Genomic DNA, 25,386 nt, shown 5'->3' on the forward strand with positions numbered 1-25,386 from the left:
CCCTCAGAGCGCCCTTACGTCGATGATTTCCACCTCGAAGGTCAGGCTCTTGCCGGCCAGCGGGTGGTTGAAATCGATGGTCACCTGCTGCTCGTCGAAGCTTTTGACCACGCCGGGCAGCTCGGTCTTGGCGGCGTCGTTGAAGATCACCAGCAGGCCCTCGGCCAGCTCCATGTCCTGGAACTGCTCGCGCGGCATGACCTGCACGTTGGCCGGGTTCGGCTGGCCGAAGCCCTGCTCCGGCTCGATGGCCAGGGTGCGCTTGTCGCCGGCCTTGAGACCGAACAGCGCCTGCTCGAAGCCGGGCAGCAGGTTGCCGTCGCCGACCTTGAAGGTGGCCGGCTGCTTGTCGAAGGTGCTGTCGACGACGTTGCCGTCTTCCAGCTTGAGGGCGAAGTGCAGGGTGACCTGGGTATCCGCTCCGATGCGCTGGATATCACTGGAACTGTCAGCCATGGGCGGTCTCTCCGGATTTCTTCGTCTTGAACATGTCCAGCGCCAGCATGATGGCGCCTACGGTGATGGCGCTGTCGGCCAGGTTGAACGCCGGGAAGTACCAGCGGTTCTGCCAGTGCACCAGGATGAAATCGATCACGTGGCCGAGCACGATGCGGTCGTACAGGTTGCCCAGCGCGCCGCCCAGCATCAGGGCCAGGGCGATGGCCAGCCAGGTGTCGCTGGGCTTCAGGCGCTTGAGCCAGACCAGCAGCACGGCGCTGACCACCACGGCGATCAGGGCGAACAGCCAGCGCTGCCAGCCGGAACTGTCGGCCAGGAAGCTGAAGGCCGCGCCGGTGTTGTAGGCCAGGGTCCAGCTGAACAGGTCGGGGATGACCACGATCTGCTGGTACAGGCTCAGCGTGCCTTCGAAATAGGCCTTGCTGGCCTGGTCGAGGACCAGGACCAGCACGGTTATCCACAGCCAGCCGAGGCGGCCGAAGTTAGGACGCGCCATTGACTATTTCTCCTTTGCGTTGCCGCCGGAAATCGCGCCAGGCAAGGCGCTGGCTGCCGATAATGGCGTTCCCTTATCAAGGCCGGCAACGCAGCATGGCGCGATTTCCGGCGCAACCCGAAGGGCCGGGCCTGTATTTGCGCAGGCCTGCGTTACTCGTCGTTCATTTGGACGACCAAACCTCTCTCCTCGCGCCTTGCCCTGCGCAAATACAGGCTCCGGCGCAAAGAGAGAAATAGCCAATGGCGCGTCCTTAGGCATAGTGGCGAACCTCGCCGGCGCCTTCGATGTTCTCCACGCAACGGCCGCAAATTTCCGGGTGCGCGGCGTGGCTGCCGACATCTTCGCGGTGGTGCCAGCAGCGGGCGCACTTGGCGTGGGCCGACTTGACCACCTTCAGCTTGAGGCCGGGCAGCTCGCTCTGCACGGCATCGGCCGGGGCATCGGCCAGTGGCGCGAGGGTGGCGGTGGAAGTGATGAGCACGAAGCGCAGTTCGTTGCCCAGCCTGGCCAGGTCGGCAGCCAGGGCGTCCTCGGCGAACAGGGTGACCTCGGCCTGCAGGTTGCCGCCCACGGCCTTGGCCGCGCGCTGGTTCTCCAGTTCCTTGTTCACCGCGGCCTTCACGGCCATGACCTGGTCCCAGTAGGCGCGGCCCAGCTCGGCGTCGGCCGGCAGCTCGGACAGGCCCTCGTACCAGGTGGTCAGCATCACCGACTCGGCGCGCTCGCCGGGCAGGAACTTCCACACTTCCTCGGCGGTGAAGGCCAGGATGGGCGCGACCCAGCGCACCAGTGCCTCGGCGATGTGGAACAGCGCGGTCTGGCAGGAGCGGCGGGCGACACTGTCGGCCTGGGTGGTGTACTGGCGGTCCTTGATGATGTCCAGGTAGAAGCCGCCCAGCTCCTGCACGCAGAAGTTGTGCACCTTGGAGTAGACGTTCCAGAAGCGGTAGTCGCGGTAGGCCTCTTCCAGTTCGCGCTGCAGCAGCAGGGCGCGGTCCACGGCCCAGCGGTCCAGGGCCAGCAGCTGGTCGTTGGGCAGCAGGTCCCTGGCCGGGTCGAAGCCGGTCAGGTTGGAGAGCAGGAAGCGCGTGGTGTTGCGGATACGCCGGTAGGCGTCGGCGCTGCGCTGCAGGATGGTCTGGGAGACCGCGATCTCGCCGGAGTAGTCGGTGGAGGCCACCCACAGGCGCAGGATGTCGGCGCCCAGGGTGTCGATCACGGTCTGCGGCACCACGGTGTTGCCCAGGGACTTGGACATCTTGCGGCCGGACTCGTCCACGGTGAAGCCGTGGGTCAGCAGTTGGCGGTACGGCGCATGGCCGTCGATGGCGCAGCCGGTCAGCAAGGATGAGTGGAACCAGCCGCGGTGCTGGTCGGAGCCTTCCAGGTAGAGGTCGGCGGCCGGGCCGCTGGCGTGGCCGAGCTCGGCGTGGGAGCCGCGCAGCACGTGCCAGTGGGTGGTGCCGGAGTCGAACCAGACGTCCAGGGTGTCGTTGATCTTGTCGTACTGCGCGGCTTCATCGCCCAGCAGTTCGGCGGCGTCGAGCTTGAACCAGGCCTCGATGCCTTCCTTCTCCACGCGCTGGGCGACTGCTTCCATCAGCTCGACGGTGCGCGGGTGCAGCTCGCCGGTGGCCTTGTGCAGGAAGAACGGGATGGGCACGCCCCAGTTGCGCTGGCGCGAGATGCACCAGTCCGGACGGCCGGCGATCATGCCGTGCAGGCGCGCCTGGCCCCAGCTGGGCACGAACTCGGTCTGGGTGATGGCTTCCAGGGCGCGCTCGCGCAGGGTGGCGCCGCTTTCCGGCTGCTTGTCCATGCCGACGAACCACTGCGCGGTGGCGCGGTAGATCAGCGGCGTCTTGTGGCGCCAGCAGTGCATGTAGCTGTGGTTGATGCTGGCGTGCTTGAGCAGCGCGCCCACTTCGTCGAGCTTGGCGACGATGTTCGGGTTGGCCTTCCAGATGAACTGGCCGCCGAAGAACGGCAGCTCCTGGACGTACACGCCATTGCTCTGCACGGGGCTGAGGATGTCGTCGTTGCTCATGCCGTACTGCTTGCAGGTACGGAAGTCGTCCTCGCCGTAGGCCGGCGCCGAGTGGACGATGCCGGTGCCGGCGTCCAGGGCCACGTACTCGGCCAGGTAGACCGGCGAGAAGCGCTCGTAGAACGGGTGGCGGAAGCGGATCAGGTCCAGCGCCTCGCCCTTGGCGGTGGCGATGACCCGGCCTTCCAGGCCGTAGCGCTGCAGGCAGGACTCGACCAGTTCCTCGGCCAGCACCAGCAGGCGCTCGCCGGTATCGACCAGGGCGTAGGTGAATTCGGGGTGGACGTTCAGCGCCTGGTTGGCCGGGATGGTCCAGGGGTGGTGGTCCAGATGACGATGGCGGCGGGCTTGGCCAGGCTCGGCAGGCCGAAGGCGGCGGCCAGCTTGTCGGCGTCTTCCACCGGGAAGGCGACGTCGATGGCGTCGGACTTCTTGTCGGCGTACTCCACTTCCGCCTCGGCCAGGGCCGAGCCGCAGTCGAAGCACCAGTTCACCGGCTTCAGGCCCTTGAACACGAAGCCCTGCTTGACCATCTCGGCCAGGGCGCGGATCTCGCCGGCCTCGTTGGCGAAGTTCATGGTCTTGTAGGGATTGTCCCACTCGCCCAGCACGCCCAGGCGGATGAAGTCGGCCTTCTGTCCTTCGATCTGTTCGGCGGCGTAGGCGCGGCACAGTTCGCGGGTCTTGTCCGCCGGCAGGTTCTTGCCGTGGGTGGTCTCGACCTTGTGCTCGATGGGCAGGCCATGGCAGTCCCAGCCCGGCACGTAGGGGGCGTCGTAGCCGGCCAGGGTGCGCGAGCGGACGATCAGGTCCTTGAGGATCTTGTTGACCGCGTGACCGATGTGGATGCTGCCGTTGGCGTAGGGCGGGCCATCGTGCAGGATGAATTTCGGGCGACCTTCGCCGATCTTCCGCAGCTTCTGGTACAGGCCGATGTCGTTCCAGAACTTCAGCGTCTCCGGCTCGCGCTGGGGCAGGCCGGCTTTCATCGGGAACTGGGTATCGGGAAGGTTCAGCGTGGCTTTGTAGTCGGTCATCTCAGGGCCTGTTCGGAATTTCTTCAATCAAGCGGTTGGCCCAGCCAGTAGGCCCGGGCGGCGGCTATGTCGGCGAGGATCGCCGCCTTCAGTGCCTCCAGGGAGGCAAAACGCTGCTCATCACGCAGCTTCTGGTGGAAGGTCACATCCAGGTGCAGGCCGTAGAGGTCGCCCGCGAAGTCCAGCAGATGCACTTCCAGGTGGGGCCGGCCGTCGCCGTTGACCGACGGCCGCGTGCCGATGTTGGCCACCCCGTTGACACGCTGGCCAGCCACGACGGTGCTGACCAGATAGACGCCGTTCAGCGGCGCCTTGCGGCGCTTGAGCTGGATGTTGGCGGTGGGCGAACCCAGGGTGCGGCCGAGCTTCTGCCCGTGCAGCACCCGCCCGCTCAGGCGGAACGGCCGGCCCAGCAGGCGCTCGGCCTGGTGCAGGTCGCCGTCGGCGAGCACCTTGCGGATGCGCGAGCTGCTCACCCGCATGCCGTCGACCTCCACCGTGGTGGCGGCCTCGACGGTGAAGCCCTGCTCGGCGCTGGCCCGGACCAGGAAGGCGAAGTCGCCGGAACGGTCGCAGCCGAAGCGGAAGTCGTCGCCCACTTCCAGGTGGCGCACCGCCAGGCCGTCCACCAGCACCTGGCGGACGAACTCGGCGGCCGACAGCTCGCGCAGGCGGCGGTTGAAGGTCAGGCAGAGGACGAAGTCGACGCCCTGCTCGCGCAGCAGCTCGAGCTTCTCGCGCAGGCGCGTCAGGCGCACCGGCGCGGCATCCGGGGCGAAGTACTCGCGCGGCTGCGGCTCGAAGATGACCACGCAGCTGGGCACGCCCAGCTCCTGCGAGCGCTCGCGCAGACGCGCCAGGATCGCCTGGTGGCCAAGGTGGACGCCGTCGAAATTGCCGATGGTGGCAACGCAGCCCCCGGACAGGGGCCGCAGGTTGTGGAGGCCTCGAAGCAGCTGCATAGCGCGCGTATTGCTCAGAAAGTGGTCGATTATACCTGCACCCGCCGCCGCGCGACAGGCACAAAGCCGCCGTGCGTCACGGATGCACCCAAGTGCCCGCGCCGGGCTAGCTCACCGCCCGCCGCGAGAAGTCCCGCAGGCGGAAGCCCAGCAGCGCCAGCATACCGAAATAGGCCACCACGCCGGCCACCACCAGCACGCCCAGGCGCGCCAGGCGCAGCGGCATGCCGCCCAGGTCCCAGGCCGGCATGAAGTGCATCGCGCCCAGCAGCACGGCGGACATCACCAGCACCGCCAGCACCAGCTTGCCGAGGAACTTCGCCCAGCCCGGCTGCGGCTCGAACAGGTCGTGCTTGCGCAGTTGCCAGTACAGCAGGCCGGCATTGAGGCAGGCCGCCAGGCTGATGGCCAGGGCCAGGCCCGCGTGCTTGAGCGGGCCGATGAAGACCAGGTTCATCGCCTGGGTGGAAACCAGGGTGAACAGCGCGATCTTCACCGGCGTGCGGATGTTCTGCCGGGCATAGAAGCCCGGCGCCAGCACCTTGACCAGGATGATGCCGAGCAGGCCCACGGCATAGGCGATGAGCGCGCGCTGGGTCATCAGCGCGTCGTTGGCGCTGAACTTGCCGTACTGGAACAGCGACACGGTCAGCGGCTCGGCGATCAGCGCCAGGGCCAGGGCGCAGGGCAGCACCAGCAGGAAGCACAGGCGCAGGCCCCAGTCGAGCAGGCGCGAGTATTCGTGGCGGTCGTCATTGGCGTAGGTCTTGGCCAGGGACGGCAGCAGGATGGTGCCCAGGGCCACCCCCAGCACGCCGGAGGGCAGCTCCATCAGGCGGTCGGCGTAGTACATCCAGGACACCGAGCCCGCAGCCAGGAAGGAGGCGAAGATAGTGTTGATGATCAGCGAGATCTGGCTCACCGAGACCCCGAGGATCGCCGGGCCCATCTGCTTGAGCACGCGCCACACGCCCGTGTCGCGCAGGTTCAGGCGCGGCAGCACCAGCATGCCGATCTTCTTCAGGTGCGGCAGCTGGTACAGCAGCTGCGCCAGGCCACCGGCCAGCACCGCCCAGCCCAGGGCCATCACCGGCGGATCGAAGTACGGCGTGAGGAACAGCGAGAACAGGATCATGCTAACGTTCAGCAGGGTCGGCACGAAGGCCGGCACCGAGAAGCGGTTCCAGGTGTTGAGGACGGCCCCGGCCAGGGAGGCCAGGGAGATCAGCAGGATGTAGGGGAAGGTCACCCGCAGCAGCGCGGTGGTCAGCTCGAACTTCTCCGGGGTGTCGGCGAAGCCCGGCGCGGTGATCCAGATCACCCAGGGCGCGGCGAGGATGCCGAGCAGCGTGACCACGGCCAGCACCAGGGTCAGCAGGCCGGAGACGTAGGCGATGAAGGTGCGGGTGGCCTCCTCGCCCTGCTGCGTCTTGTATTCCGCCAGGATCGGCACGAAGGCCTGGGAGAAGGCGCCCTCGGCGAAGATGCGGCGCAGCAGGTTGGGCAGCTTGAAGGCGACGAAGAAGGCGTCGGTGGCCATGCCGGCGCCGAACATGCGCGCCACTATGGTGTCCCGGACGAAGCCGAGCACCCGCGAGATCATGGTCATGGAGCTGACCGCGGCCAGCGATTTGAGTAGATTCATTGCATCCGGGACTTGTCAGCGCAGGACGGGCCCTGCCCGCGGGGCGGCCGGATCGCCCGGCGGCCAGTAAAGGGCGTCGAGTGTATGGCCGCTGGTCGAATAAATCACCCACCCAGTCCGCGAATCCCCGGCCACGCCGCTCGTCGGCCGCCGCTCATACCCTTGACAAGGCTCGGACTCGACGGCATCATTCGCGGCCTTAATTTATTCGCTACATCCCAAGTTTTTCTCGAGGAGCTCGACGGTGGCCAACACACCTTCCGCCAAAAAACGCGCCAAACAGGCTGAGAAGCGTCGCAGCCACAACGCCAGCCTGCGTTCCATGGTTCGTACCTACATCAAGAACGTAGTCAAGGCAGTCGACGCCAAGGACCTGCCCAAGGCCCAGGCCGCTCTGGTTGCTGCCGTACCGGTCATCGACCGCATGGCCGACAAAGGCATCATCCACAAGAACAAGGCCGCTCGTCACAAGAGCCGCCTGAACGCCCACGTGAAGGCCCTGGCCACCGCGTAAGCGTTCCGTTCTTGAAAAACCGGCCCCAGTGGCCGGTTTTTTATTGCCCGCGAAAAACCCAAACCCGGCCCCGGACCTGTAGGAGCGAGCTTGCTCGCGAACGCCCCGCTGCGGCGATGCCTCGCGCGAACGCCGGCCTTGCCGGCGGGATCGCGGATGAGATCCGCTCCTACGCTGCCCCACCCGCGCACTCCCCTGTAGGAGCGCGCCCTGCGCGCGAATCGCGGGCAGGGCCCGCCCCTACGAAAAGAAAAAGCGAAAGATGCCTCGCGTGAATACCGGCCTTGCCGGCGGGATCGCGGATGAGATCCGCTCCTACGCCGCCCCACCCACACACTCCCTTGTAGGAGCGCGCCCTGCGCGCGAATCGCGGGCAGGGCCCGCTCCTACGAAAAACGGAAGGCTTTTATTTCGTCGACCAGGGCATGATCGGGATCGCGGTCACCGCGTTCTGCGGGCTGCCTTCGATGATGCGGTCGCTGTAGACGAGGTAGACCAGCGCGTTGCGCTTCTTGTCGAAGAAACGCACCACCTGCATGGACTTGAACACCAGCGAGGTGCGCTGCTTGAACACCTCTTCGCCATCCTTGAGCTCGCCGGCGAAGCGGATCGGCCCGACCTGGCGGCAGGCGATGGACGCCTCGGCGCGGTCCTCGGCCAGGCCCAGGCCGCCCTTGACGCCGCCGGTCTTGGCCCGCGACAGGTAGCAGGTCACCCCTTCCACTTTAGGGTCGTCGAAGGCCTCGACCACGATCTTGTCGTTGGGCCCCACCCACTTGAACACCGTGGAGACCTCGCCGATCTCCTCCGCCCCCGCCAGCACCGGCAACATCAGCAGGCCGGCGCACACGCCCTTCCATAGCTTCATGGGTACTCCTTCAGACCAGCACGAGGTTGTCGCGGTGCACCAGCTCCGGCCCGTCGACGTAGCCCAGCAGGCCCTCGATGGCGTCGGTCGGCTGGCCGATGATCTTCTGCGCCTCCAGGGCGCTGTAGTTGGCCAGGCCGCGAGCGATCTCGCGGCCCTGCGGGTCCACGCAGACCACCATCTCGCCGCGGCGGAAGCTGCCCTGGACCTGCTTCACGCCCACCGGCAACAGGCTCTTGTGGTCTTCCGCGATGGCCTTCACCGCCCCCGCGTCCAGCACCAGGGTGCCGCGCATCTGCAGGTGGCCTGCCAGCCATTGCTTGCGGGCGGCCTTGCGGCTCTGCTCGGGAGTCAGCAGGGTACCCAGGCGCTCGCCGGAACGCAGGCGGTCGAGCACGCGCTCGATGCGCCCACCGACGATCACCGTGTGCGCACCGGAGCGTGCCGCCAGGCGCGCCGCGCGCAGCTTGGTCTGCATGCCGCCGCGGCCGAGGGCGCCGGCGCTGCCGCCGGCCACCAGGTCGAGCTGGGCATCGTCGGCGCGGGCTTCGTAGATCAGCTGGGCTTCGGGGTTGCTGCGCGGATCGGCGTCGAACATACCGTCGCGGTCGGTGAGGATCACCAGCAGGTCGGCCTCCACCAGGTTGGCCACCAGGGCCGCCAGGGTGTCGTTGTCGCCGAAGCGGATCTCGTCGGTGACCACCGTGTCGTTCTCGTTGATCACCGGGATCACGCCGAGATCGACCAGGGTGCGCAGGGTGTTGCGGGCGTTCAGGTAGCGCTTGCGGTCGGACAGGTCGTCATGGGTCAGCAGCACCTGGGCGGTCTGCAGGCCATGCTGGCCGAAGCTGGACTCCCAGGCCTGCACCAGGCCCATCTGGCCGACGGCCGCCGCGGCCTGCAGCTCGTGCATGTCGTTCGGGCGGGAGACCCAGCCCAGGCGGCTCATGCCCGCCGCCACGGCGCCGGAGGACACCAGCACCAGCTCGACGCCCGCGCAGTGCAGCGCGACCATCTGCTCGACCCACACCGCCATGGCGTCGCGATCCAGCCCGCGGCCATCGGCCGTGAGCAGGGCGCTGCCGATCTTCACCACCCAGCGCCGCGCGCCGGTCACTTTCTCACGCATACATCAACCTTACGAAGTCAGGTTTCACCAGGTTGCTTGGGGACCGGCGCACGCGGCGCCGGTCAGGGCACGTAGAAGATTTCCGGCCCGTCGCCGTCGTCCTCGTCGTCGAAATCATCGTCGTCATCGAGGTCGTCGGCATTCTTCAGGCCGGCACGGCGCAGCGCGCGCGCGTCATCCAGGGCCTGCAGACGGGAGCGCGCCTCGTCCTCGATGCGCTGGTCGAGCTCGGCCAGGGCTTCGCCGTAGGCCGGGTCTTCCTCGATGCGCAGGGTGCGCTCGTCGAGGTACTTCATGATGTCCTGGCTGAGCGCCTCGGTGCCTTCGCGCTCCAGGGCGGAGATCACGTAGACCGGACCTTCCCAGCCCAGCCGCGCGACCACGTCCTGCTTGCGCCGCTCCTGCTCTTCCGGCTCGAGGATCTGGTCCATCTTGTTCAGCACCAGCCAGCGGTCACGCTCGGTGAGCGCCGGGCTGAACTTGGTCAGCTCGTTGACGATGGTCTCGGCGGCATCGGCCGGGTCGCTCTCGTCCAGCGGCGCCATGTCGACGATGTGCAGCAGCAGGCGGGTACGCGCCAGGTGCTTGAGGAAGCGGATGCCCAGGCCAGCACCTTCGGCGGCGCCCTCGATCAGGCCGGGGATGTCGGCGACCACGAAGCTCTTGAAGCGGCCGACGCTGACCACGCCCAGGTTCGGCACCAGGGTGGTGAACGGGTAGTCGGCGACCTTCGGCTTGGCCGCGGACACGGCGCGGATGAAGGTGCTCTTGCCAGCGTTCGGCAGGCCTAGCAGGCCGACGTCGGCCAGGACCTTCAGCTCCAGCTTGAGGTCGCGGGCCTCGCCGGGCTTGCCCGGGGTGGTCTGCCGCGGCGCACGGTTGGTGCTGGACTTGAAGCGGGTGTTGCCCAGGCCGTGCCAGCCGCCCTGGGCGACCATCAGGCGCTGGCCGGGCTCGGTCAGGTCGCCGATGACCTCATGGGTAGCGGCATCGATCACGGTGGTGCCCACCGGCACCGGCAGGACCAGGTCGTCGCCCTTGGCGCCGGTGCAGTCCTTGCTGCCACCGTTCTGCCCGCGCTGGGCATCGAAGCGGCGGGTGTAGCGGTAGTCCACCAGGGTGTTCAGGCTCTCGTCGGCCTCGAGGAACACCGAGCCGCCGTCGCCACCGTCACCGCCGTTGGGACCGCCCTTCTCGATGAACTTCTCGCGGCGAAAGCTCATGAGGCCATTACCGCCGTCACCGGCTTTCACGTGGATGGATACTTCGTCGACGAATTTCATGGGAACGCCTCCCGCCAGCGCGGCGGGTTGAATAAGAAAAGGAGCATAGGATACAGCCAAGTCCGCGCAAACGCGCAGGCCGCCCCATGCAGGAAACGCCAGAAACAAAAAAGCCCCGTCGCGAGACAGGGCTTTTTCAGTGAAGGCTCGCTTAGGCAGCGACGACGCTTACATAGCGACGGCCAAAGGCGCCTTTCACTTCGAACTTGATCACGCCGTCGATTTTCGCGAACAGGGTGTGATCCTTGCCCATGCCAACGCCGTAGCCGGCGTGGAACTGGGTGCCGCGCTGACGCACGATGATGTTGCCTGCTTTGACGACCTGGCTGCCGAACAGCTTCACGCCAAGGCGTTTACTTTCGGAATCGCGACCGTTGCGGGTACTACCGCCAGCTTTCTTGTGTGCCATGAGTCATATCCTCCAAAAAAGGAATTAGGCCTGGATGCCGGTGATCTTGATTTCAGTGAACCACTGGCGGTGGCCCTGACGCTTCATGTGGTGCTTGCGGCGGCGGAACTTGATGATGCGCACTTTGTCGTGACGACCGTGGGAAACCACTTCTGCGGTCACTTTCGCGCCTTCTACCACCGGCAGGCCGACCTTGACGTCATCGCCGTTGGCGACCAGCAGGATGCGATCCAGGTTGATCGCTTCGCCGGTGGCGACGTCGAGTTTCTCGACCTTGAGGAATTCGCCTTCGGTGACTTTGTATTGCTTGCCACCGGTAACAATAACTGCGTACATCTGGATGTCTCCGTTAGACCTGCTCACCCGACGCTTTATAGGAAGAGGTATCGGTCGGCATGGCTGCATGGGGCCGGAAGGACGCCCGTGCAATTGCGTAAGGCAGGGTATGCCAGGGAAGTTCGGGGCCGCGATTGTACGCAAAGCCCCCGGCCGACACAAGCCTTGCGGCGCTTTCCTTGACAGCCCCCACCCCGGCACCTAGCATGCCGCGCATTCTTCGAGGAGCGCCTTCGTAATATGCAACCCCAGGCTTTCTATCGGGTGGTGGCGGACGATTTCACCGCCGTCGACGGCATCATCCGCCGCCAGCTCAGCTCCCGCGTTCCCCTGGTCGAGAAGATCGGCGACTATATCATCTCCGCCGGCGGCAAGCGTCTCCGCCCGCTGCTGGTACTGCTCAGCGGCAAGGCCCTGGGCCGTTCCGGGGACGACATGCGCCTGCTGGCGGCGATCATCGAGTTCCTGCACACCTCCACCCTGCTGCACGACGACGTGGTCGACGCCTCCGGCCTGCGCCGCGGCCGCGCCACCGCCAACGCCCAGTGGGGCAACGCGCCCAGCGTGCTGGTCGGCGACTTCCTCTATGCGCGCTCCTTCGAAATGATGGTCGAGCTCGGTTCCATGCCGGTGATGCAGATCATTTCCCAGGCCACCCGGGTGATCGCCGAGGGCGAGGTGCTGCAGCTGACCAAGGTGCGCGACGCCAGCACCACCGAGGAAACCTACATGGAGGTCATCCGCGGCAAGACCGCGATGCTCTTCGAGGCCTCGACCCACAGCGCCGCCGCCCTCGCCGGCGCCAGCCACGAACAGGCCGAGGCCCTGCGCCAGTTCGGCGACGCCCTGGGCATCGCCTTCCAGCTGGTGGACGACCTGCTGGACTACCGCGGCGACGCCAGCACCCTGGGCAAGAACGTCGGCGACGACCTCGCCGAGGGCAAGCCCACCCTGCCGCTGATCGCCACCATGCGCGACGGCACCCCGGAGCAGGCGCTGCTGGTGCGCAAGGCCATCCAGCAGGGCGGCAGCCAGGACCTGGAAGGCATCCGCGCCGCCGTGGAAGCCGCCGGCGCCCTGGACTACACCGCCAGGTTGGCCCGCGAGTACGCCGCGCGCGCCATCGACTGCCTGCAGGTACTGCCGGACAGCGAATACCGCGCCGCGCTGATCGAACTCAGCGAGTTCGCGGTCGCCCGCACGCACTGATCGTCGCTGCCACCGAACGCCCGCCCGGCCCTGCCGCGCGGGCGTTCTGCATTCAGGGCGGTTGATCCAGGCCATGGCATGGGGCGTTTGGCGAAAAAAATTCTGCATAGGGGCTTGCTATCGAGATAATAAGAATTATTCTCATTAACTCGGCAACCAAGGAGATGCAGAGATGACCTACATGATCGATGCCTGGCTGGACCGCCCCCATCCCTATCTGCGCATCCTCAATCGCGATACCGGGGAAGTCTGCGCCCTGCTGCAGGAAGACGCCCTGGACGAGTTGCGCGAGCAGGGCGGCCTGGACCTGCACGAGCTGAGCACCAGCGAACCGCAGGTGCTCAAGGAGCTGGTGCGCAACCTGTTCCTGTTCTGCTACGCCCGTGCGCTGCGTTGAATGCCACCGCTGCTCGCGGGAGCGATGGGGCTTTCGTAGGAGCGGACCTTGTCCGCGATAGCCGGACGTATCGGCGCGGATCGCGGATGAGATCCGCTCCTACGCTACCCCACCCACGCCATTCCCCTGTAGGAGCGCGCCCTGCGCGCGAATCGCGGGCAGGGCCCGCTCCTACAGTGCCGGGGAAGCACGGGCGTAGGAGCGGACCTTGTCCGCGATGGCGGGATGAGAGCCGGCCCTGCCGGCGGAATCGCGGATAAATCCGCTCCGACATCTCATCCGGCAAACATAACGACCCGTAGGATGGGTCAGGTGCGGGCCGTTCGCGAGCAAGCCCGCGCCTACGAAGAGCGGGAGCCGGACGTACAGGGTTTTGCGATGGCGCAGGAGGCGCCATCCGTGCGGTCGCCGCCCGGGAGGCGGCTGCACACCGGGGGCCGCGTGGAGCCCCCCGCATGCCGTGGTGGCCAGGGACGGCCGCCGCGGGTTGCACTCGTCAGAGGATGTCGAGCAGCTCGACGTCGAACACCAGGGTGCTGTGCGGCGGGATGCTGCCCACCGCCTGGCCGCCGTAGGCCAGCTCGGCCGGTACGTGCAGGCGCCACTTGCTGCCGGTGTTCATCAGTTGCAGGGCCTCGACCCAGCCGGCGATCACGCCGCCCACCGGGAACTCGGCCGGCTGGCCGCGCTGGTAGGAGCTGTCGAACACGCTGCCGTCGACCAGGGTGCCGTGGTAGTGGGTGCGCACGGTGTCGTCGCGGGACGGCTTGGCGCCCTCGCCGGCGACCAGCACTTCGTATTGCAGGCCGGACGGCAGCACGGTGACGCCCTCGCGCTTGGCGTTCTCCACCAGGTAGGCCTTGCCTTCGGCGGCGGCCGCCTCGGCCTTGGCCTGGGCTTCGGCCTGCATGCGCTGGCGGATCACCTGGAAGCTGGCGGACAGCTGCTCGGCGGGCACCCGGCTGTCGGCACCGGCGAAGGCGTCGGAGAGGCCGGCCAGCACCGCGTCCAGGCTCATGCCCGGAACCGGGTTCTCACGCAGCTGGTCGCCCAGCTGGCGGCCGACGCCGTAGCTGACACGGGCTTCGTCGGTGGAAAGGTTGAGTTCGCTCATGGCGGGGCTCCGCTGGGTGAAAAAAGGGCGGCCAGCCTAGCACAGTCGACCGCCCCGCCCCACCTCGGCCTCAATGCAGCGGCATGGCCACGCCTTCGTCGTTCTGCGCGCTGCCGCCCGGGGAGCCGCACATCTCGTCCTGCACCGCGGCGTGGACCAGTTGGAAGGGAATCGGCGGCAACGCCGTCAGCAGTTGGCGGGCATGCTCCAGCGAACGCACGCCCAGTACATGCCCCTTGGCGTCCTGGATCGGGATGAAGCGCTGGCCCATGCGCGCCTCCAGCACGTAGATGCCGCCCTCCAGGGATACCAGGTTGAGCTCGTCGATATCCCCGGCGAGTGAACGGTTGGTCAGCTCTTGCAGGTTCATTGCGCACCTCCAGGGTAGGGTCCAACGCAGCCAGTCTGGTACAGCGCGCCGGCTGCGCCCAGCGCAAACGACACCGCCCGTCGCTTGCGGCTGACGGGCGGTACGCGGGAGGCGGCAAAAACGATCAGTGGTCGTGGCGCGTGGCCTTGTCCAGGTAGCCCATGGCGAACGCGGAGAGGACGAAGGTGAGGTGGATGATCACGTACCACATCAGCTTGTTGTCATCGACGTTCTTCGCATCCATGAAGATGCGCAGCAGGTGGATCGAGGAGATCGCCACGATGGAGGCCGCCACCTTGTTCTTCAGCGAGCTGGCGTCCATCTTGCCCAGCCAGCTGAGCTTCTCCTTGCCTTCGGAAATGTCCAGCTGCGAGACGAAGTTCTCGTAGCCGGAGAACATCACCATCACCAGCAGGCCGCCGACCAGGGCCATGTCGATCAGCGACAGCAGCACCAGGATCAGGTCGGCCTCGGCGATCGAGAAGATGTCCGGGAGGATGTGGAAGATCTCCTGGAAGAACTTGATGGTCAGTGCCAGCAGCGCCAGCGACAGGCCGATATAGACCGGCGCCAGCAGCCAGCGGGCGGCGTACATGCTGTTTTCGATGAAACGTTCCATGGCCTTCGCAAAGGGAGTTCAGAAATGGCGCAGGATTATAGCTGAAGGCCCGCGGCGAGTTATCCAGTTATTCTGTGGATAAATATGTGCAGGACGCCGGGAAGAAACGCGCCAGCCCCCGCCCGCCGGGGGTTGGCGGCGGTCGCTCAGAGACTGCGCAATGCGCCTTCAGGACTCGGGGTGGGACTGGTAGTCCCCGAAGTTGCGCACGCGCTCGCCATTGATTCGTCGCAGCTCGGCCTGCAGGTGCAACTGCCAGATGGGCAGGTCGTCGGCGGGCACGTAGCCCTGCTGGGCCAGGCAGTCGGCGATGGCTTCGAGCACGCCCTCGGCCACGAAAGGCCCGTAGAACGGGCCCTGGGCCTTGATGGCGGTGGGCTGCGCCCCCGCCATGCCCGCAGCGCAGAGCAGTGTCCAGAGTCCATTCTCTCCGGCCAGCGGCCTGATCACGCACTCGATGCGCGTGGTCAACCCCAGACAGGGGCGGATAAGGCAGAGGTTACGCGGCATGGCGGCACCCTCGCGGTTGTCCTGTTTTCGAGCCTACACCCGGGGTTGACCTCGGGAAAGCCCGTTTTATCCACGATAGTTGTGGATATCGTTGTGGACACCACGGGGGCAACGGCGCCCGACGAGCGCCATTGCTGGGGACCCCGCCGCTGGTCAAGGACTGGCCAGCGGCAGCGGGCTCAGTCGCTGTCCTTCTTCTTGCGCGCCCGCTCCTTCTCCACCTGCGGCGCCTTGGCGGCCTTGGCCGCGGCCGGCGCGGCCTCCTTGGCGAGCTTCTCCTTGTCCTCCTCGTCCATGCCCATGGCATCGATCTCCTTGAGGCGCTCGACCACCCGCGCGTTGACGCTGCCGGCCGGGAACTGGCCCTTGGCGTCCGGCGCGCCGGCCGGCTCGCCGACCAGCAGGCCCAGCGCCTCGTCGACGTGGCGCACCGCGTAGACGTTGAACAGGCCGTTGCGCACCGCCTGCAGCACGCGCTCGTCGAGCATCAGGGTGCTGACGTTGGAGCGCGGGATGATCACCCCCTGCTCGCCGGTCAGGCCACGGGCCTCGCAGAGGCGGAAGAAGCCCTCGATCTTCTCGTTGACGCCGCCGACCGCCTGCACTTCGCCGAACTGGTTGATCGAGCCGGTGATGGCAAAGCACTGCCGCAGCGGCGTGCGCGACAGCGCCGAGATCAGCGTGCAGACCTCGCCGAGCGAGGCGCTGTCGCCGTCGACGTAGCCGTAGGACTGCTCGAGCGCGATGCTCGCGGAGATTTCCAGCGGGTATTCCTGGGCATAGCGGCTGCCCAGGTAGCCGGTGAGGATCATCACGCCCTTGGAGTGGATCGGCTGGCCCAGGCTGACCTCGCGCTCGATGTCGACGATGCCGCTGCCGCCCGGGTAGACGGTGGCGGAGATGCGCGCCGGCACGCCGAACACCGAGTCGCCCACCTCCAGAACGGTGAGGCCGTTGCACTTGCCCACGGCGGCGCCTTCGGTGTCGATCAGCACGATGCCGGCCAGCATGTCGTCGAGGATCCGCGCCGAAACTCGGCCGGTGCGGGTTTCCTTGGCCTTGAGGGCACGCTCGATGTGCCCCAGGTCGGTAACCGGTTCGCTGGCCAGCTGGCGGATGAAGTCCGCCTCGCTGACCAGCTGGAACAGGTCGCCGATGCGCGCCGACAGGCGCCCCTGGTGCTCGGCCAGGCGCGCGCTGTAGGTGGCCAGGCGCGCCACCGCGGTGGCGGTCAGCGGCGCCATGCCCTCTTCCGAGGTGCGCGTCTTGAGCAGCTGGGCGAACTGTTCGAGGCTGTCCTCGGCCAGCGGGATGTCCTCGTCGAAGTCGACCAGCACGCGGAACATCTCCTGGAAGTCCGGGTCCAGGTCCTGCAGGGTGTAGTAGATCTGCCGCGAGCCGATGATGATGACCTTCAGCTGCAGCGGGATCACCTGCGGCGTCAGGCTCATGGCGGCCAGGCGGCCGAGCTCGGCCAGCGGCGACTCCATTTTCAGCTGGCGCGTTTGCAGGGCGCGCTTGAGCGCGTCCCAGACGAAGGGCTCGCCCAGCAGCTTCTCCGCCTCCAGCACCAGGAAGCCGCCATTGGCGCGGTGCAGCGCGCCCGGGCGCAGCTGCCGGTAGCTGGTGTAGAGGGCGCCCTGGTCGGAGGCGTACTCGATGCGGCCGAACAGGTTGTCGTAGGTCGGGTGCGACTCGAGCACCACCGGCGCGCCGCTGGTGGCGTGGTGGCCGATCACCTGGTTGGGCGCGTACAGCTCCTGCAGCATCAGCTTGCGCTGGGCGTCGCTGCGCTCGGTGTCCACCAGTTGGTCGACCACGGTCTTCAGCAGGTTCAGTTGCATGGCCTGCAGGTAGGTGCAGACCCCGCTGTTGTTGTTGTACTTCTCCACCAGCGGCGCCAGCAGCGGCTGCAGCGCGAGGGTGATGGTCTCCTCGTTGAGCTGGCGCAGCTGGTTGCTGGACTCGCGCTTCCACTGCGGCAGGCTGGCCAGCTCTTCGTTGAGCTGTTCCTCGAGCTCGGCGATGTCGGCGTGGAAACGCTCGCGCTCGGCCTCCGGCAGCTGGGCGAACTCGGCCTCGTCGAGGGCCTTGCCGTCCTTCATCGGGGTGAAGGCAATGTTCGCGCTGTCGCGGTACAGCGCCACGTCCTTCTCCAGGGCGAGGCGCTCGACGGTGTCCAGGGCCTTGTCGTAGCGCTGGTTGAAGGCGCGGTCGATGGCGCTCTTCTTCTGCTGGTAGGCGGGGTTCTCGAACACCGAGGGGAAGGTCGACAGCAGGTTGTCGATCAGTTGGTCGATGTCCGCGCCGAAGTCGGCGGCGCTGCCCGGCGGCAGCTCGATGGCGCGCGGCTCGCGGCCCTCCTCGAAGTGGTTGACGTAGACCCAGTCGGCCGGCGTCGGCAGGCGCTTGGCCTCGGCCTTCAGGTAGCGCTGCACGAAGGAGAAGCGCCCGGTCCCCGGCTCGCCCATGACGAACACGTTGTAACCCGGCCGCGGCATGGCCACGCCGAACTGCAGGGCCTCCACCGCACGCTCCTGGCCGAGGACGCCGAGGAAGGGGTCCAGGTCGTCGGTGGTGGCGAAGGCAAACTGCTCGGGCGAGAAGGGGCGGGTCAGTTCATCGGGCGCCAGGCGCAGGCCGGCGGCAACGGATTGGGGCATCGGAAGTCCTTGCATCGGGCGGCGCAAGGCCGCGGAGAGTTGTCCGCATTCTCGCGCCGGCCGCGCGCCACTGGCAAGGCGCGCGCAAGGGCGGGTCGATCAGTGCTGCAGGTCGGCGCAGCGCAGGCAGTATTCCGTGGCCGGCAGGGCGCGCAGGCGGCGGGGCTCGATGGCTTCGCCGCAGCGTACGCATTGTCCGTAGGTTCCGTCTGCCAGGCGCAGGCGGGCCAGGCCCACCAGGCGCATGCCCGCGTCGGCTTCGGCCAGCAGGGCCCGCAGCACGTCATCGTTCTCCCGCTGCTGGGCCTGCTCGGCGAAGTCCGGCGAGTGGGAGCGCGCCAGGTCGCGGCGGATCGCGGCGGCACGCTGGGAATATTCGCTGGCCAGCGCATCCAGGGCAGAACGGGGGTCGAAATCATCTACGGCCATGACGCCTCTCCGACGGGCAAGGAACTGTTTCAAGTGTGGCCGGTTCCAAGGGAATCGCCGCTGATACCGATCAATAGCCTGTTGTGCGGAGCATGACGCAGTTCGCCCCGCCGTGGGTTGGGAGACATCGCGCCTTGACACCCCCAGGATATTCCTACAAAGCTCTGCCTGGCGCTGTTTGCTGTCAGCGGCTACGTACAGCCATGCATACGAACAAAGAGAGATACGCAGATGAAAAGGATTCTACTCGGTACCCTCCTCGCCACCGTTTCCATCGGCGCCTTCGCCGACGCCCCCGGCAGCGACGGCTGCGGCTGGGGCCAGATGCTCTTCAAGGGCCAGCGCGGCACCGCCACCCACGTGCTGGCGGCCACCACCAACGGCTCCTCGGGCAACAACACCTTCGGCATGACCACCGGCACCAACGGCTGCCACACCAATGGCGCGCTGACCTACGGCGGCAAGCCGATGATCGTGCTGAGCAGCATGATGGACGAACTGTCCGAAGACATGGCCAAGGGTGACGGCGAAGCCCTGACCACCTACGCCGTGGTCCTGGGCGTGAAGCCCGAAGACCGCGCGCACTTCGCCGAAGTGACCCACGAGCACTTCGCGCAGATCTTCAACAAGTCCGACGTCACCGCCGAGGACGTCTATGCCAACACCCAGGCCGTGCTGAAACAGGACACCCGCCTGGCCAAGTACGCGGAACAGGCCTGAGCCTGACGGCCCGCCCCACCGGGGCGGGCTCCCCTACCCCGACCCGCTAAGGTCCCCATGCCCAAACGCCTGTTGCCATGGCTGGCGCTGTGCGCCTGCGCATCCCTGCACGCGAGCCCCCAATTCCCCGAATCCCGCCTCCAGGCCCTGGCCGCGCAGCCCTACTGGCTGGCCCTGGGGCACTACACGCCGAGCAAGCTGGGCGGCTGGCGCAGCTTCGTCGACGACGACAGGTTCTTCCTCGCCGACGACGGCGAGCGCTCGCCCGAGCACGAGCTCAAGGCCACCCTGGACGCCCTCTACGCCGCCCCCGGCCTGGGCGACAAGCATGCCCAATGCGTCTACCCGGCGCGCACCCGCTGGCTGAAGCAGCAACTGCAGCTGACCGACCTGCCGCGGCCCATGTGCCAGGAGTACGACACCTGGTACGGCGACATCAACCCGCACAGCGCGGTGCTGGTGTTCCCCGCCGCCTACCTGAACAGCCCCTCGTCGATGTTCGGCCACACCCTGCTGCGCATCGACCAGGCCGACGTCGACAGCAACAACACCGCCCTGCTCAGCTACGCGCTGAACTTCGGCGCCTTCATCGAGGGCATGGACAACAGCATCCTCTACGCCTGGAAGGGCCTGATGGGCGGCTACCCCGGCCTGTTCGCCCTGGTGCCCTACCGCGAGAAGCTCTCCGAATACAGCCGCCTGGAGAACCGCGACCTCTGGGAGTACCGCCTGAACCTCACGCCCGAGGAGACCGGGCGCATGGTCGAGCACGTCTGGGAGCTCAAGCAGGTCCGCTTCAAGTACTTCTTCTTCGACGAGAACTGCTCCTTCCGCCTGCTCGAACTGCTGGAGATCGCCCGCCCCGGGGTGAAACTGACCGACGAATTCCCGCTCTACGCCATCCCCACCGACACGGTGCGCGCGGTGAAGCAGGCCGGGATGATCGACAAGATCGACTACCGCCCCTCGCGGGAGAAGGAACTGCTGGCCCGCGCCGAGCCGCTGGACGCCGGCGAGAAACAGCTGGCCCGGCGCCTGGCCGACGACGACCGCCTGCTCGACAGCCCCGAATTCAAGGCCCTGCCCGCGCCGCGCCAGGCGCTGGTGCAGGACACCGCCTTCCGCCTGCTGCGCTACCGCGCCACCGGCAAGGAGCGCGATGAGGCCGATGCCGCGCGCAGCTACCAGTTGCTGCGCGCGATCAACCAGAACCCGCCGCCGCCGGCCCGGGTGGAGCGCCCCGGGCAGCCGGAGGAAGGCCACCAGTCGCTGACCTGGCAGCTCGGCGCCGGCAGCCGCGACGGCCAGGCCTTCGCCGACTACGGCTTGCGCATGGCCTACCACGACCTGCTGGACAACAGCTACGGCTTCCCCCAGGGCGCGCAGCTGGAGCTGGGCGACCTGCGCCTGCGCCAGTACGAAGGCAACCGCTGGCAGCTGCAGCGCCTGGACCTGGTCAGCATCCGCTCCATGACCCCGCGCAACGCCCTGCTGCAACCGCTGTCCTGGCAGGTCACCGGCGGCTGGGAGCGGGTGCCGGGCAAGCACAGCGACGACGGCCACGACACCCTGGCCGGCCACGTCAACGGCGGCGCCGGCGGCAGCTGGAAGCTCGCCGACGACCTGCAGGCCTACGCCCTGGGCACCGCGCGCATCGAGAACAACCCCGACTTCGCCGCCACCGTGGCGCCGGCGCTGGGCTTCGACACCGGCGTGCTCTGGCGCAACCCGCTGGGCAACCTGGCCCTGGAGGCCAAGGGCGACTACTTCCACAACGGCGAAGTGCGCCGCAGCCTGAGCCTCGGCCAGCAGGTGGAACTGGGCCGCAACCTCGGCCTGCGCCTGTCCGCCGAACGCCAGTTCAGCCACCAGGCCGGGCCGGTCGGCGAGGTCATGCTGGAGCTGCGCTGGTACCATTACTGAACCACAGGATTCAGCGCCCGCCGCGATGGCGGGCGGGTAGCGCGCCATGAAAACCACAGCCCCCACCCTGCTCGAAGTCGCCGGCGGCAAGCCGATCAAGCTCTGGACCCAGGGCGTCCCGGTCGAGGACGAGGCGCGCCAGCAACTGATGAACACCGCACGCCTGCCGTTCATCTTCAGGCACCTGGCGGTGATGCCCGACGTGCACCTGGGCAAGGGCTCGACCATCGGCAGCGTGATCCCCACCGTCGGCGCCATCATCCCGGCCGCGGTCGGCGTGGACATCGGCTGCGGCATGATCGCCGCGCGCACCTCGCTGGTCGCCGCCGACCTGCCGGACAACCTGCACGGCCTGCGCAGCGCCATCGAGAAGGCGGTGCCCCACGGCAAGACCTTCGGCCGCCGCGACCAGGGCGCCTGGGACGCCGTGCCGGCACCCGCCGACCAGGCCTGGAAGGGCCTGGCCCGGCGCTTCCGCGCCATCACCGACAAGTACCCGCGCCTGGAGAAGACCAACAACCGCAGCCACCTGGGCACCCTGGGCACCGGCAACCACTTCATCGAGGTCTGCCTGGACGAGGCCGACCGCGTCTGGTTCATGCTGCACAGCGGCTCGCGCGGGGTGGGCAACGCCATTGGCTGCCTGTTCATCGAACTGGCCCAGGCCGACATGCGCCAGCACCTGGCCAACCTGCCGGACAGGGACCTGGCCTACTTCGAGGAAGGCAGCCGGCACTTCGACGACTACGTCGAGGCGGTGGGCTGGGCCCAGGACTTCGCCCGGCAGAACCGCGAACTGATGATGCAGGCGGTGGTGGCCGCGGCGCGCAAGGTGATCAGCAAGCCCTTCGAGGCCAGCCTGGAGGCGGTGAACTGCCACCACAACTACGTGCAGCGCGAGCAGCATTTCGGCCGCGAGGTGCTGGTCACCCGCAAGGGCGCGGTCTCGGCGCAGCGGGGCCAGCTCGGCATCATCCCCGGCTCCATGGGGGCGAAGAGCTTCATCGTCCGCGGGCTGGGCAACCAGGAGGCGTTCTGTTCCTGCAGCCACGGCGCCGGCCGCAGCATGAGCCGCACCCAGGCGAAGAAGCGCTTCGGCGTCGAGGACCAGGTGCGCGCCACCGCCCACGTCGAGTGCCGCAAGGACAAGGACGTGATCGACGAGATCCCCATGGCCTACAAGGACATAGACGCGGTGATGGCCGCCCAGCGCGACCTGGTGGAAGTGGTGCACACCCTGCGCCAGGTGGTCTGCGTGAAGGGCTGAACGACGCCTTCGCCTGAACCGGCCCCTGCGCCCCTCGCCTTCCCCCGAGCACCTGCGGCAAATCCCCGCAGCCCCCCGAGAGAGCCGGCTTGATCCCGATCAATTCGCGCCCTCCCGGCCTGGCCTCTCCTTGAATCAGAAAAACCAATAGCCTGAAACGAGGAGATCACTCCATGCAGCCCCTGAAACTGGCCCTGGGCGGCCTGTTGTTGGCCGCCAGCAGTACCGCCGCACACGCCGACGCCCTGCGCGACCAGGCCAACGCCATCTTCAAACCCATCCCCGAACAGGCGGCCGGGCTGGATGCGGCCCAGGTGGAGCTGGGTCGCCAGTTGTTCTTCGAGCCACGCCTGTCGGCCAGCCACGTGATCAGCTGCAACACCTGCCACAACATCGGCACCGGCGGCGCCGACAACGTGCCCGCCTCCAGCGGCCACGCCTGGCAGAAAGGGGCGCGCAACTCGCCGACGGTGTTCAACGCGGTGTTCAACGTGGCGCAGTTCTGGGACGGCCGCGCCAAGGACCTGGAAGAACAGGCCAAGGGGCCGGTGCAGAACCCGGTGGAGATGCACAACACGCCGAAGAACGTCGAGGCCGCGCTCAAGAGCATGCCCGAGTACGTGGCGGCCTTCGGGAAAGCCTTCCCCGGCGACAAGCAGGCGGTGAGCTTCGACAACATGGCCCGCGCGCTGCAGGCCTTCGAATCGACGCTGATCACCCCCGACTCGCGCTTCGACCAGTACCTCAAGGGTGACGACAAGGCCCTGGACGCCAAGGAGAAGAAAGGGCTGCAGGCCTTCATGAGCGCCGGCTGCATCAGTTGCCACAACGGCGTGAACCTCGGCGGCCAGGCCTACTTCCCGTTCGGCCTGGTGAAGAAACCCGATGCCAGCATCCTGCCCAGCGGCGACAAGGGCCGCTTCGCGGTGACCAAGACGCAGAACGACGAATACGTGTTCCGTGCCGCGCCGTTGCGCAACGTGGCCCTCACCGCGCCCTACTTCCACAGCGGGCAGGTGTGGGACCTGGAGGAAGCGGTGACGATCATGGGCACCGCGCAGCTGGGCAAGCAGCTGGATGCCGGCGAAGTGGGCGACATAGTCGCCTTCCTCAAGACCGTCACCGGCAAGCAGCCGCAGGTGCAGTACCCGCTGCTGCCGCCGAGCACGGCCACCACGCCGCGCCCGGTGGATTGACCACGGGACCCCACCTGTAGGAGCAGGCCCTGCCTGCGATTTCGCGCGCAGGGCGCGCTCCTACAGGGGAACGGCGCAGGACCTCATCCGCGAACTGCACCAGGATCTCCGGCGATCGCGGGCAGAGTCCTACGGGTAGGAATACCGTACATCCCGGGAACTGTAGGAGCGAGCTTGCTCGCGAACCTGATGCCCCGCAGCGGAGTTCGTTCGCGAGCAAGCTCGCTCCTACGAAAAGCACTTCGGCGCGCTCGCGTAGGATGGGTGGAGCGAAGCGATACCCATCGCCATGCTCGCCCTACACCTCGCCTGGAGCCAAGGCCGAACGGAGGATAACGTCGAACGTTATCCGCCCCACCGGGCTTCGGCGTTTCGGCCGGTCAGACCACCCCTTGCGCCAGCATGGCGTCGGCGACCTTGACGAAGCCGGCGATGTTGGCGCCCTTCACGTAGTTGATCCGGCCGTTCTCCTCGCCGTGGGCGACGCAGGCGTGGTGGATGTTCTGCATGATGCCGTGCAGGCGCTGGTCCACCTCGCCGGCGCTCCAGTGCAGGCGCATGGCGTTCTGGCTCATCTCCAGGCCGCTGGTGGCGACGCCGCCGGCGTTGGAGGCCTTGCCCGGCGCGTAGAGGATGCCGGCTTCGAGGAAGATATCCACGGCCTCCAGGGTCGACGGCATGTTGGCGCCTTCGGCCACGCAGATGCAGCCGTTGGCCAGCAGAATGCGGGCGTCCTCGGCGTCCAGTTCGTTCTGCGTCGCGCAGGGCAGCGCGATGTCGCAGGGCAGCGACCAGGGGCGCTGGCCGGCCAGGAAGCGCAGGCCGGGGCCGGTCATTTCGCTGAGACGGCCGCGGCGGACGTTCTTCAGCTCCATCACTTCTTCCCACTGTTCCAGGCTCAGGCCGCCTTCGGCGAACAGGGTGCCTTCGGAGTCGGACAGCGAGATCACCTTGCCGCCCAGTTCCATCACCTTCTGCGCCGCGTACTGGGCCACGTTGCCGGAGCCGGAGATGGCCACGCGCTGGCCGTCGAAGCCGCTTTCGCGGGCCTTGAGCATCTCCTGGGCGAAGTACACGCAGCCGTAGCCGGTGGCTTCCGGGCGGATCAGGCTGCCGCCGTAGGCCAGGCCCTTGCCGGTGAGCACCGAGCTGAATTCGTTGGCCAGGCGCTTGTACTGGCCGAACAGGTAGCCGATCTCGCGGGCGCCGACGCCGATGTCACCGGCCGGCACGTCCAGGTCGGCGCCGACGTGGCGGTACAGCTCGCTCATGAACGACTGGCAGAAGCGCATCACCTCGGCGTCGCTCTTGCCCTTGGGGTCGAAGTCCGAGCCGCCCTTGCCGCCGCCCATGGGCAGCGAGGTCAGGGAGTTCTTGAACACCTGCTCGAAGGCCAGGAACTTGAGCACGCCCAGGTTCACCGAGGGGTGGAAGCGCAGGCCGCCCTTGTAGGGGCCGATGGCGCTGCTCATCTGTACGCGGAAGCCGCGGTTGACCCGTACCCGGCCCTGGTCGTCGACCCAGGGCACGCGGAACAGGATGGCGCGTTCGGGCTCGACGATGCGCTCGACGATGCCGGCCTGCAGGTAATGCGGGTGGGCTTCGAGGAACGGCCAGAGGGAACGCAGCACTTCCTCCACCGCCTGGTGGAATTCGGGCTGATCGGGGTCGCGCCGCTTGAGGCGCTCGAGGAACGAGTCAACGGATTGCATCATGTCTACACCGGTCTTTCTGATTATGGGCGGGGCCCTTTTGCGGCGAGACTCTAACAACCGATACCG

At 67.3% G+C, this 25,386-nt stretch carries 23 protein-coding genes and 1 pseudogene; 7 read left to right on the forward strand and 17 right to left on the reverse strand.

The annotated features are described in order from the left end of the window. Nucleotides 1–3: 3 nt before the first annotated feature. From fkpB to murJ, 5 genes and pseudogenes are all read right to left on the reverse strand, one after another. Nucleotides 4–456, reverse strand: a complete 453-nt coding sequence (fkpB, locus tag PKO50_RS26135) for an FKBP-type peptidyl-prolyl cis-trans isomerase (RefSeq protein WP_109934254.1) — start codon at nt 454–456, stop codon at nt 4–6. Further along, nucleotides 449–955, reverse strand: a complete 507-nt coding sequence (gene lspA / locus PKO50_RS26140; RefSeq protein WP_275627663.1) for a signal peptidase II — start codon at nt 953–955, stop codon at nt 449–451. The genes fkpB and lspA overlap by 8 nt, the downstream gene beginning before the upstream one ends. Before the next feature lie 253 nt (nt 956–1,208). Then, a pseudogene (gene ileS, locus PKO50_RS26145) lies at nt 1,209–4,042 on the reverse strand (isoleucine--tRNA ligase). Nucleotides 4,043–4,065: 23 nt separating this feature from the next. Next, nucleotides 4,066–5,004, reverse strand: a complete 939-nt coding sequence (ribF, locus tag PKO50_RS26150; RefSeq protein WP_109934257.1) for a bifunctional riboflavin kinase/FAD synthetase — start codon at nt 5,002–5,004, stop codon at nt 4,066–4,068. Between the two features lie 106 nt (nt 5,005–5,110). Next, entirely contained in the window at nt 5,111–6,649 is a 1,539-nt protein-coding gene (gene murJ / locus PKO50_RS26155; protein WP_109934258.1) for a murein biosynthesis integral membrane protein MurJ, read from the reverse strand. Nucleotides 6,650–6,893: 244 nt separating this feature from the next. Here murJ and rpsT point away from each other — a divergent pair, with 244 nt between their 5' ends. Next, a complete protein-coding gene (gene rpsT / locus PKO50_RS26160) occupies nt 6,894–7,163 on the forward strand; it encodes a 30S ribosomal protein S20 (RefSeq protein ID WP_009617555.1) in 270 nt (89 codons plus the stop codon). Nucleotides 7,164–7,569: 406 nt separating this feature from the next. Here the strand turns inward: rpsT and PKO50_RS26165 are convergent, their stop codons facing one another. The 5 genes from PKO50_RS26165 to rplU all read right to left on the reverse strand — a co-directional run bounded on the left by PKO50_RS26165 (nt 7,570) and on the right by rplU (nt 11,188). Further along, nucleotides 7,570–8,031 carry a CreA family protein gene (locus PKO50_RS26165; RefSeq protein WP_275627664.1) on the reverse strand — a complete coding sequence of 154 codons (462 nt, stop codon included), beginning with the start codon at nt 8,029–8,031 and terminating at the stop codon, nt 7,570–7,572. 10 nt (nt 8,032–8,041) lie between these two features. Then, nucleotides 8,042–9,160, reverse strand: coding sequence for a glutamate 5-kinase (gene proB, locus PKO50_RS26170; RefSeq protein ID WP_109934260.1), 1,119 nt, complete (start codon nt 9,158–9,160; stop codon nt 8,042–8,044). A gap of 62 nt (nt 9,161–9,222) precedes the next feature. Then, entirely contained in the window at nt 9,223–10,443 is a 1,221-nt protein-coding gene (cgtA, locus tag PKO50_RS26175; RefSeq protein WP_109934261.1) for an Obg family GTPase CgtA, read from the reverse strand. Nucleotides 10,444–10,594: 151 nt separating this feature from the next. Continuing rightward, nucleotides 10,595–10,852, reverse strand: a complete 258-nt coding sequence (rpmA, locus tag PKO50_RS26180; protein WP_089391111.1) for a 50S ribosomal protein L27 — start codon at nt 10,850–10,852, stop codon at nt 10,595–10,597. A 24-nt stretch (nt 10,853–10,876) separates the two neighbouring features. Then, complete coding sequence (gene rplU, locus PKO50_RS26185; RefSeq protein WP_275627665.1) at nt 10,877–11,188, reverse strand: 50S ribosomal protein L21; 312 nt, start codon at nt 11,186–11,188, stop codon at nt 10,877–10,879. Between the two features lie 240 nt (nt 11,189–11,428). On the opposite strand from rplU, the gene PKO50_RS26190 reads away from it, so the two are divergent. Further along, a complete protein-coding gene (locus PKO50_RS26190) occupies nt 11,429–12,397 on the forward strand; it encodes a polyprenyl synthetase family protein (protein ID WP_275627666.1) in 969 nt (322 codons plus the stop codon). A 172-nt stretch (nt 12,398–12,569) separates the two neighbouring features. Beyond that, nucleotides 12,570–12,794: a hypothetical protein gene (locus tag PKO50_RS26195; RefSeq protein WP_109934264.1), complete on the forward strand. Its 225-nt coding sequence runs from the start codon at nt 12,570–12,572 to the stop codon at nt 12,792–12,794. A 496-nt stretch (nt 12,795–13,290) separates the two neighbouring features. On the opposite strand, the gene PKO50_RS26200 is transcribed toward PKO50_RS26195, so the two are convergent. The 6 genes from PKO50_RS26200 to PKO50_RS26225 all read right to left on the reverse strand — a co-directional run bounded on the left by PKO50_RS26200 (nt 13,291) and on the right by PKO50_RS26225 (nt 18,499). After that, nucleotides 13,291–13,908 carry an FKBP-type peptidyl-prolyl cis-trans isomerase gene (locus PKO50_RS26200; protein ID WP_109934265.1) on the reverse strand — a complete coding sequence of 206 codons (618 nt, stop codon included), beginning with the start codon at nt 13,906–13,908 and terminating at the stop codon, nt 13,291–13,293. 70 nt (nt 13,909–13,978) lie between these two features. Then, nucleotides 13,979–14,278 (reverse strand): DUF6482 family protein, encoded by a 300-nt coding sequence (locus PKO50_RS26205; RefSeq protein ID WP_089391114.1) that lies wholly within the window; start codon nt 14,276–14,278, stop codon nt 13,979–13,981. A gap of 124 nt (nt 14,279–14,402) precedes the next feature. Then, nucleotides 14,403–14,897: a TIGR00645 family protein gene (locus PKO50_RS26210; RefSeq protein WP_064581933.1), complete on the reverse strand. Its 495-nt coding sequence runs from the start codon at nt 14,895–14,897 to the stop codon at nt 14,403–14,405. A gap of 168 nt (nt 14,898–15,065) precedes the next feature. Further along, nucleotides 15,066–15,407 (reverse strand): hypothetical protein, encoded by a 342-nt coding sequence (locus tag PKO50_RS26215; protein ID WP_089391115.1) that lies wholly within the window; start codon nt 15,405–15,407, stop codon nt 15,066–15,068. 179 nt (nt 15,408–15,586) lie between these two features. After that, nucleotides 15,587–18,070, reverse strand: coding sequence for an AAA family ATPase (locus tag PKO50_RS26220; protein WP_275627667.1), 2,484 nt, complete (start codon nt 18,068–18,070; stop codon nt 15,587–15,589). Nucleotides 18,071–18,169: 99 nt separating this feature from the next. Further along, nucleotides 18,170–18,499 carry a TraR/DksA family transcriptional regulator gene (locus tag PKO50_RS26225; protein ID WP_109934267.1) on the reverse strand — a complete coding sequence of 110 codons (330 nt, stop codon included), beginning with the start codon at nt 18,497–18,499 and terminating at the stop codon, nt 18,170–18,172. Nucleotides 18,500–18,730: 231 nt separating this feature from the next. Here PKO50_RS26225 and PKO50_RS26230 point away from each other — a divergent pair, with 231 nt between their 5' ends. From PKO50_RS26230 to PKO50_RS26245, 4 genes are all read left to right on the forward strand, one after another. Then, nucleotides 18,731–19,219, forward strand: coding sequence for a DUF3015 domain-containing protein (locus tag PKO50_RS26230; protein ID WP_009617533.1), 489 nt, complete (start codon nt 18,731–18,733; stop codon nt 19,217–19,219). A 57-nt stretch (nt 19,220–19,276) separates the two neighbouring features. Further along, nucleotides 19,277–21,142 carry a DUF4105 domain-containing protein gene (locus tag PKO50_RS26235; protein ID WP_275627668.1) on the forward strand — a complete coding sequence of 622 codons (1,866 nt, stop codon included), beginning with the start codon at nt 19,277–19,279 and terminating at the stop codon, nt 21,140–21,142. A 46-nt stretch (nt 21,143–21,188) separates the two neighbouring features. Next, the gene (locus PKO50_RS26240) at nt 21,189–22,409 is read left to right on the forward strand and encodes an RtcB family protein (protein ID WP_275627669.1); all 1,221 of its coding nucleotides are present in this window, start codon (nt 21,189–21,191) and stop codon (nt 22,407–22,409) included. Nucleotides 22,410–22,582: 173 nt separating this feature from the next. Further along, nucleotides 22,583–23,605, forward strand: coding sequence for a cytochrome-c peroxidase (locus tag PKO50_RS26245; protein WP_109934271.1), 1,023 nt, complete (start codon nt 22,583–22,585; stop codon nt 23,603–23,605). A 380-nt stretch (nt 23,606–23,985) separates the two neighbouring features. On the opposite strand, the gene gdhA is transcribed toward PKO50_RS26245, so the two are convergent. Next, entirely contained in the window at nt 23,986–25,320 is a 1,335-nt protein-coding gene (gene gdhA / locus PKO50_RS26250) for an NADP-specific glutamate dehydrogenase (protein ID WP_275627670.1), read from the reverse strand. Nucleotides 25,321–25,386: the final 66 nt, after the last annotated feature.

The sequence above is a fragment of the Pseudomonas sp. 273 genome, from assembly GCF_029201425.1.
GTDB classification, from domain to species: domain Bacteria; phylum Pseudomonadota; class Gammaproteobacteria; order Pseudomonadales; family Pseudomonadaceae; genus Pseudomonas; species Pseudomonas delhiensis.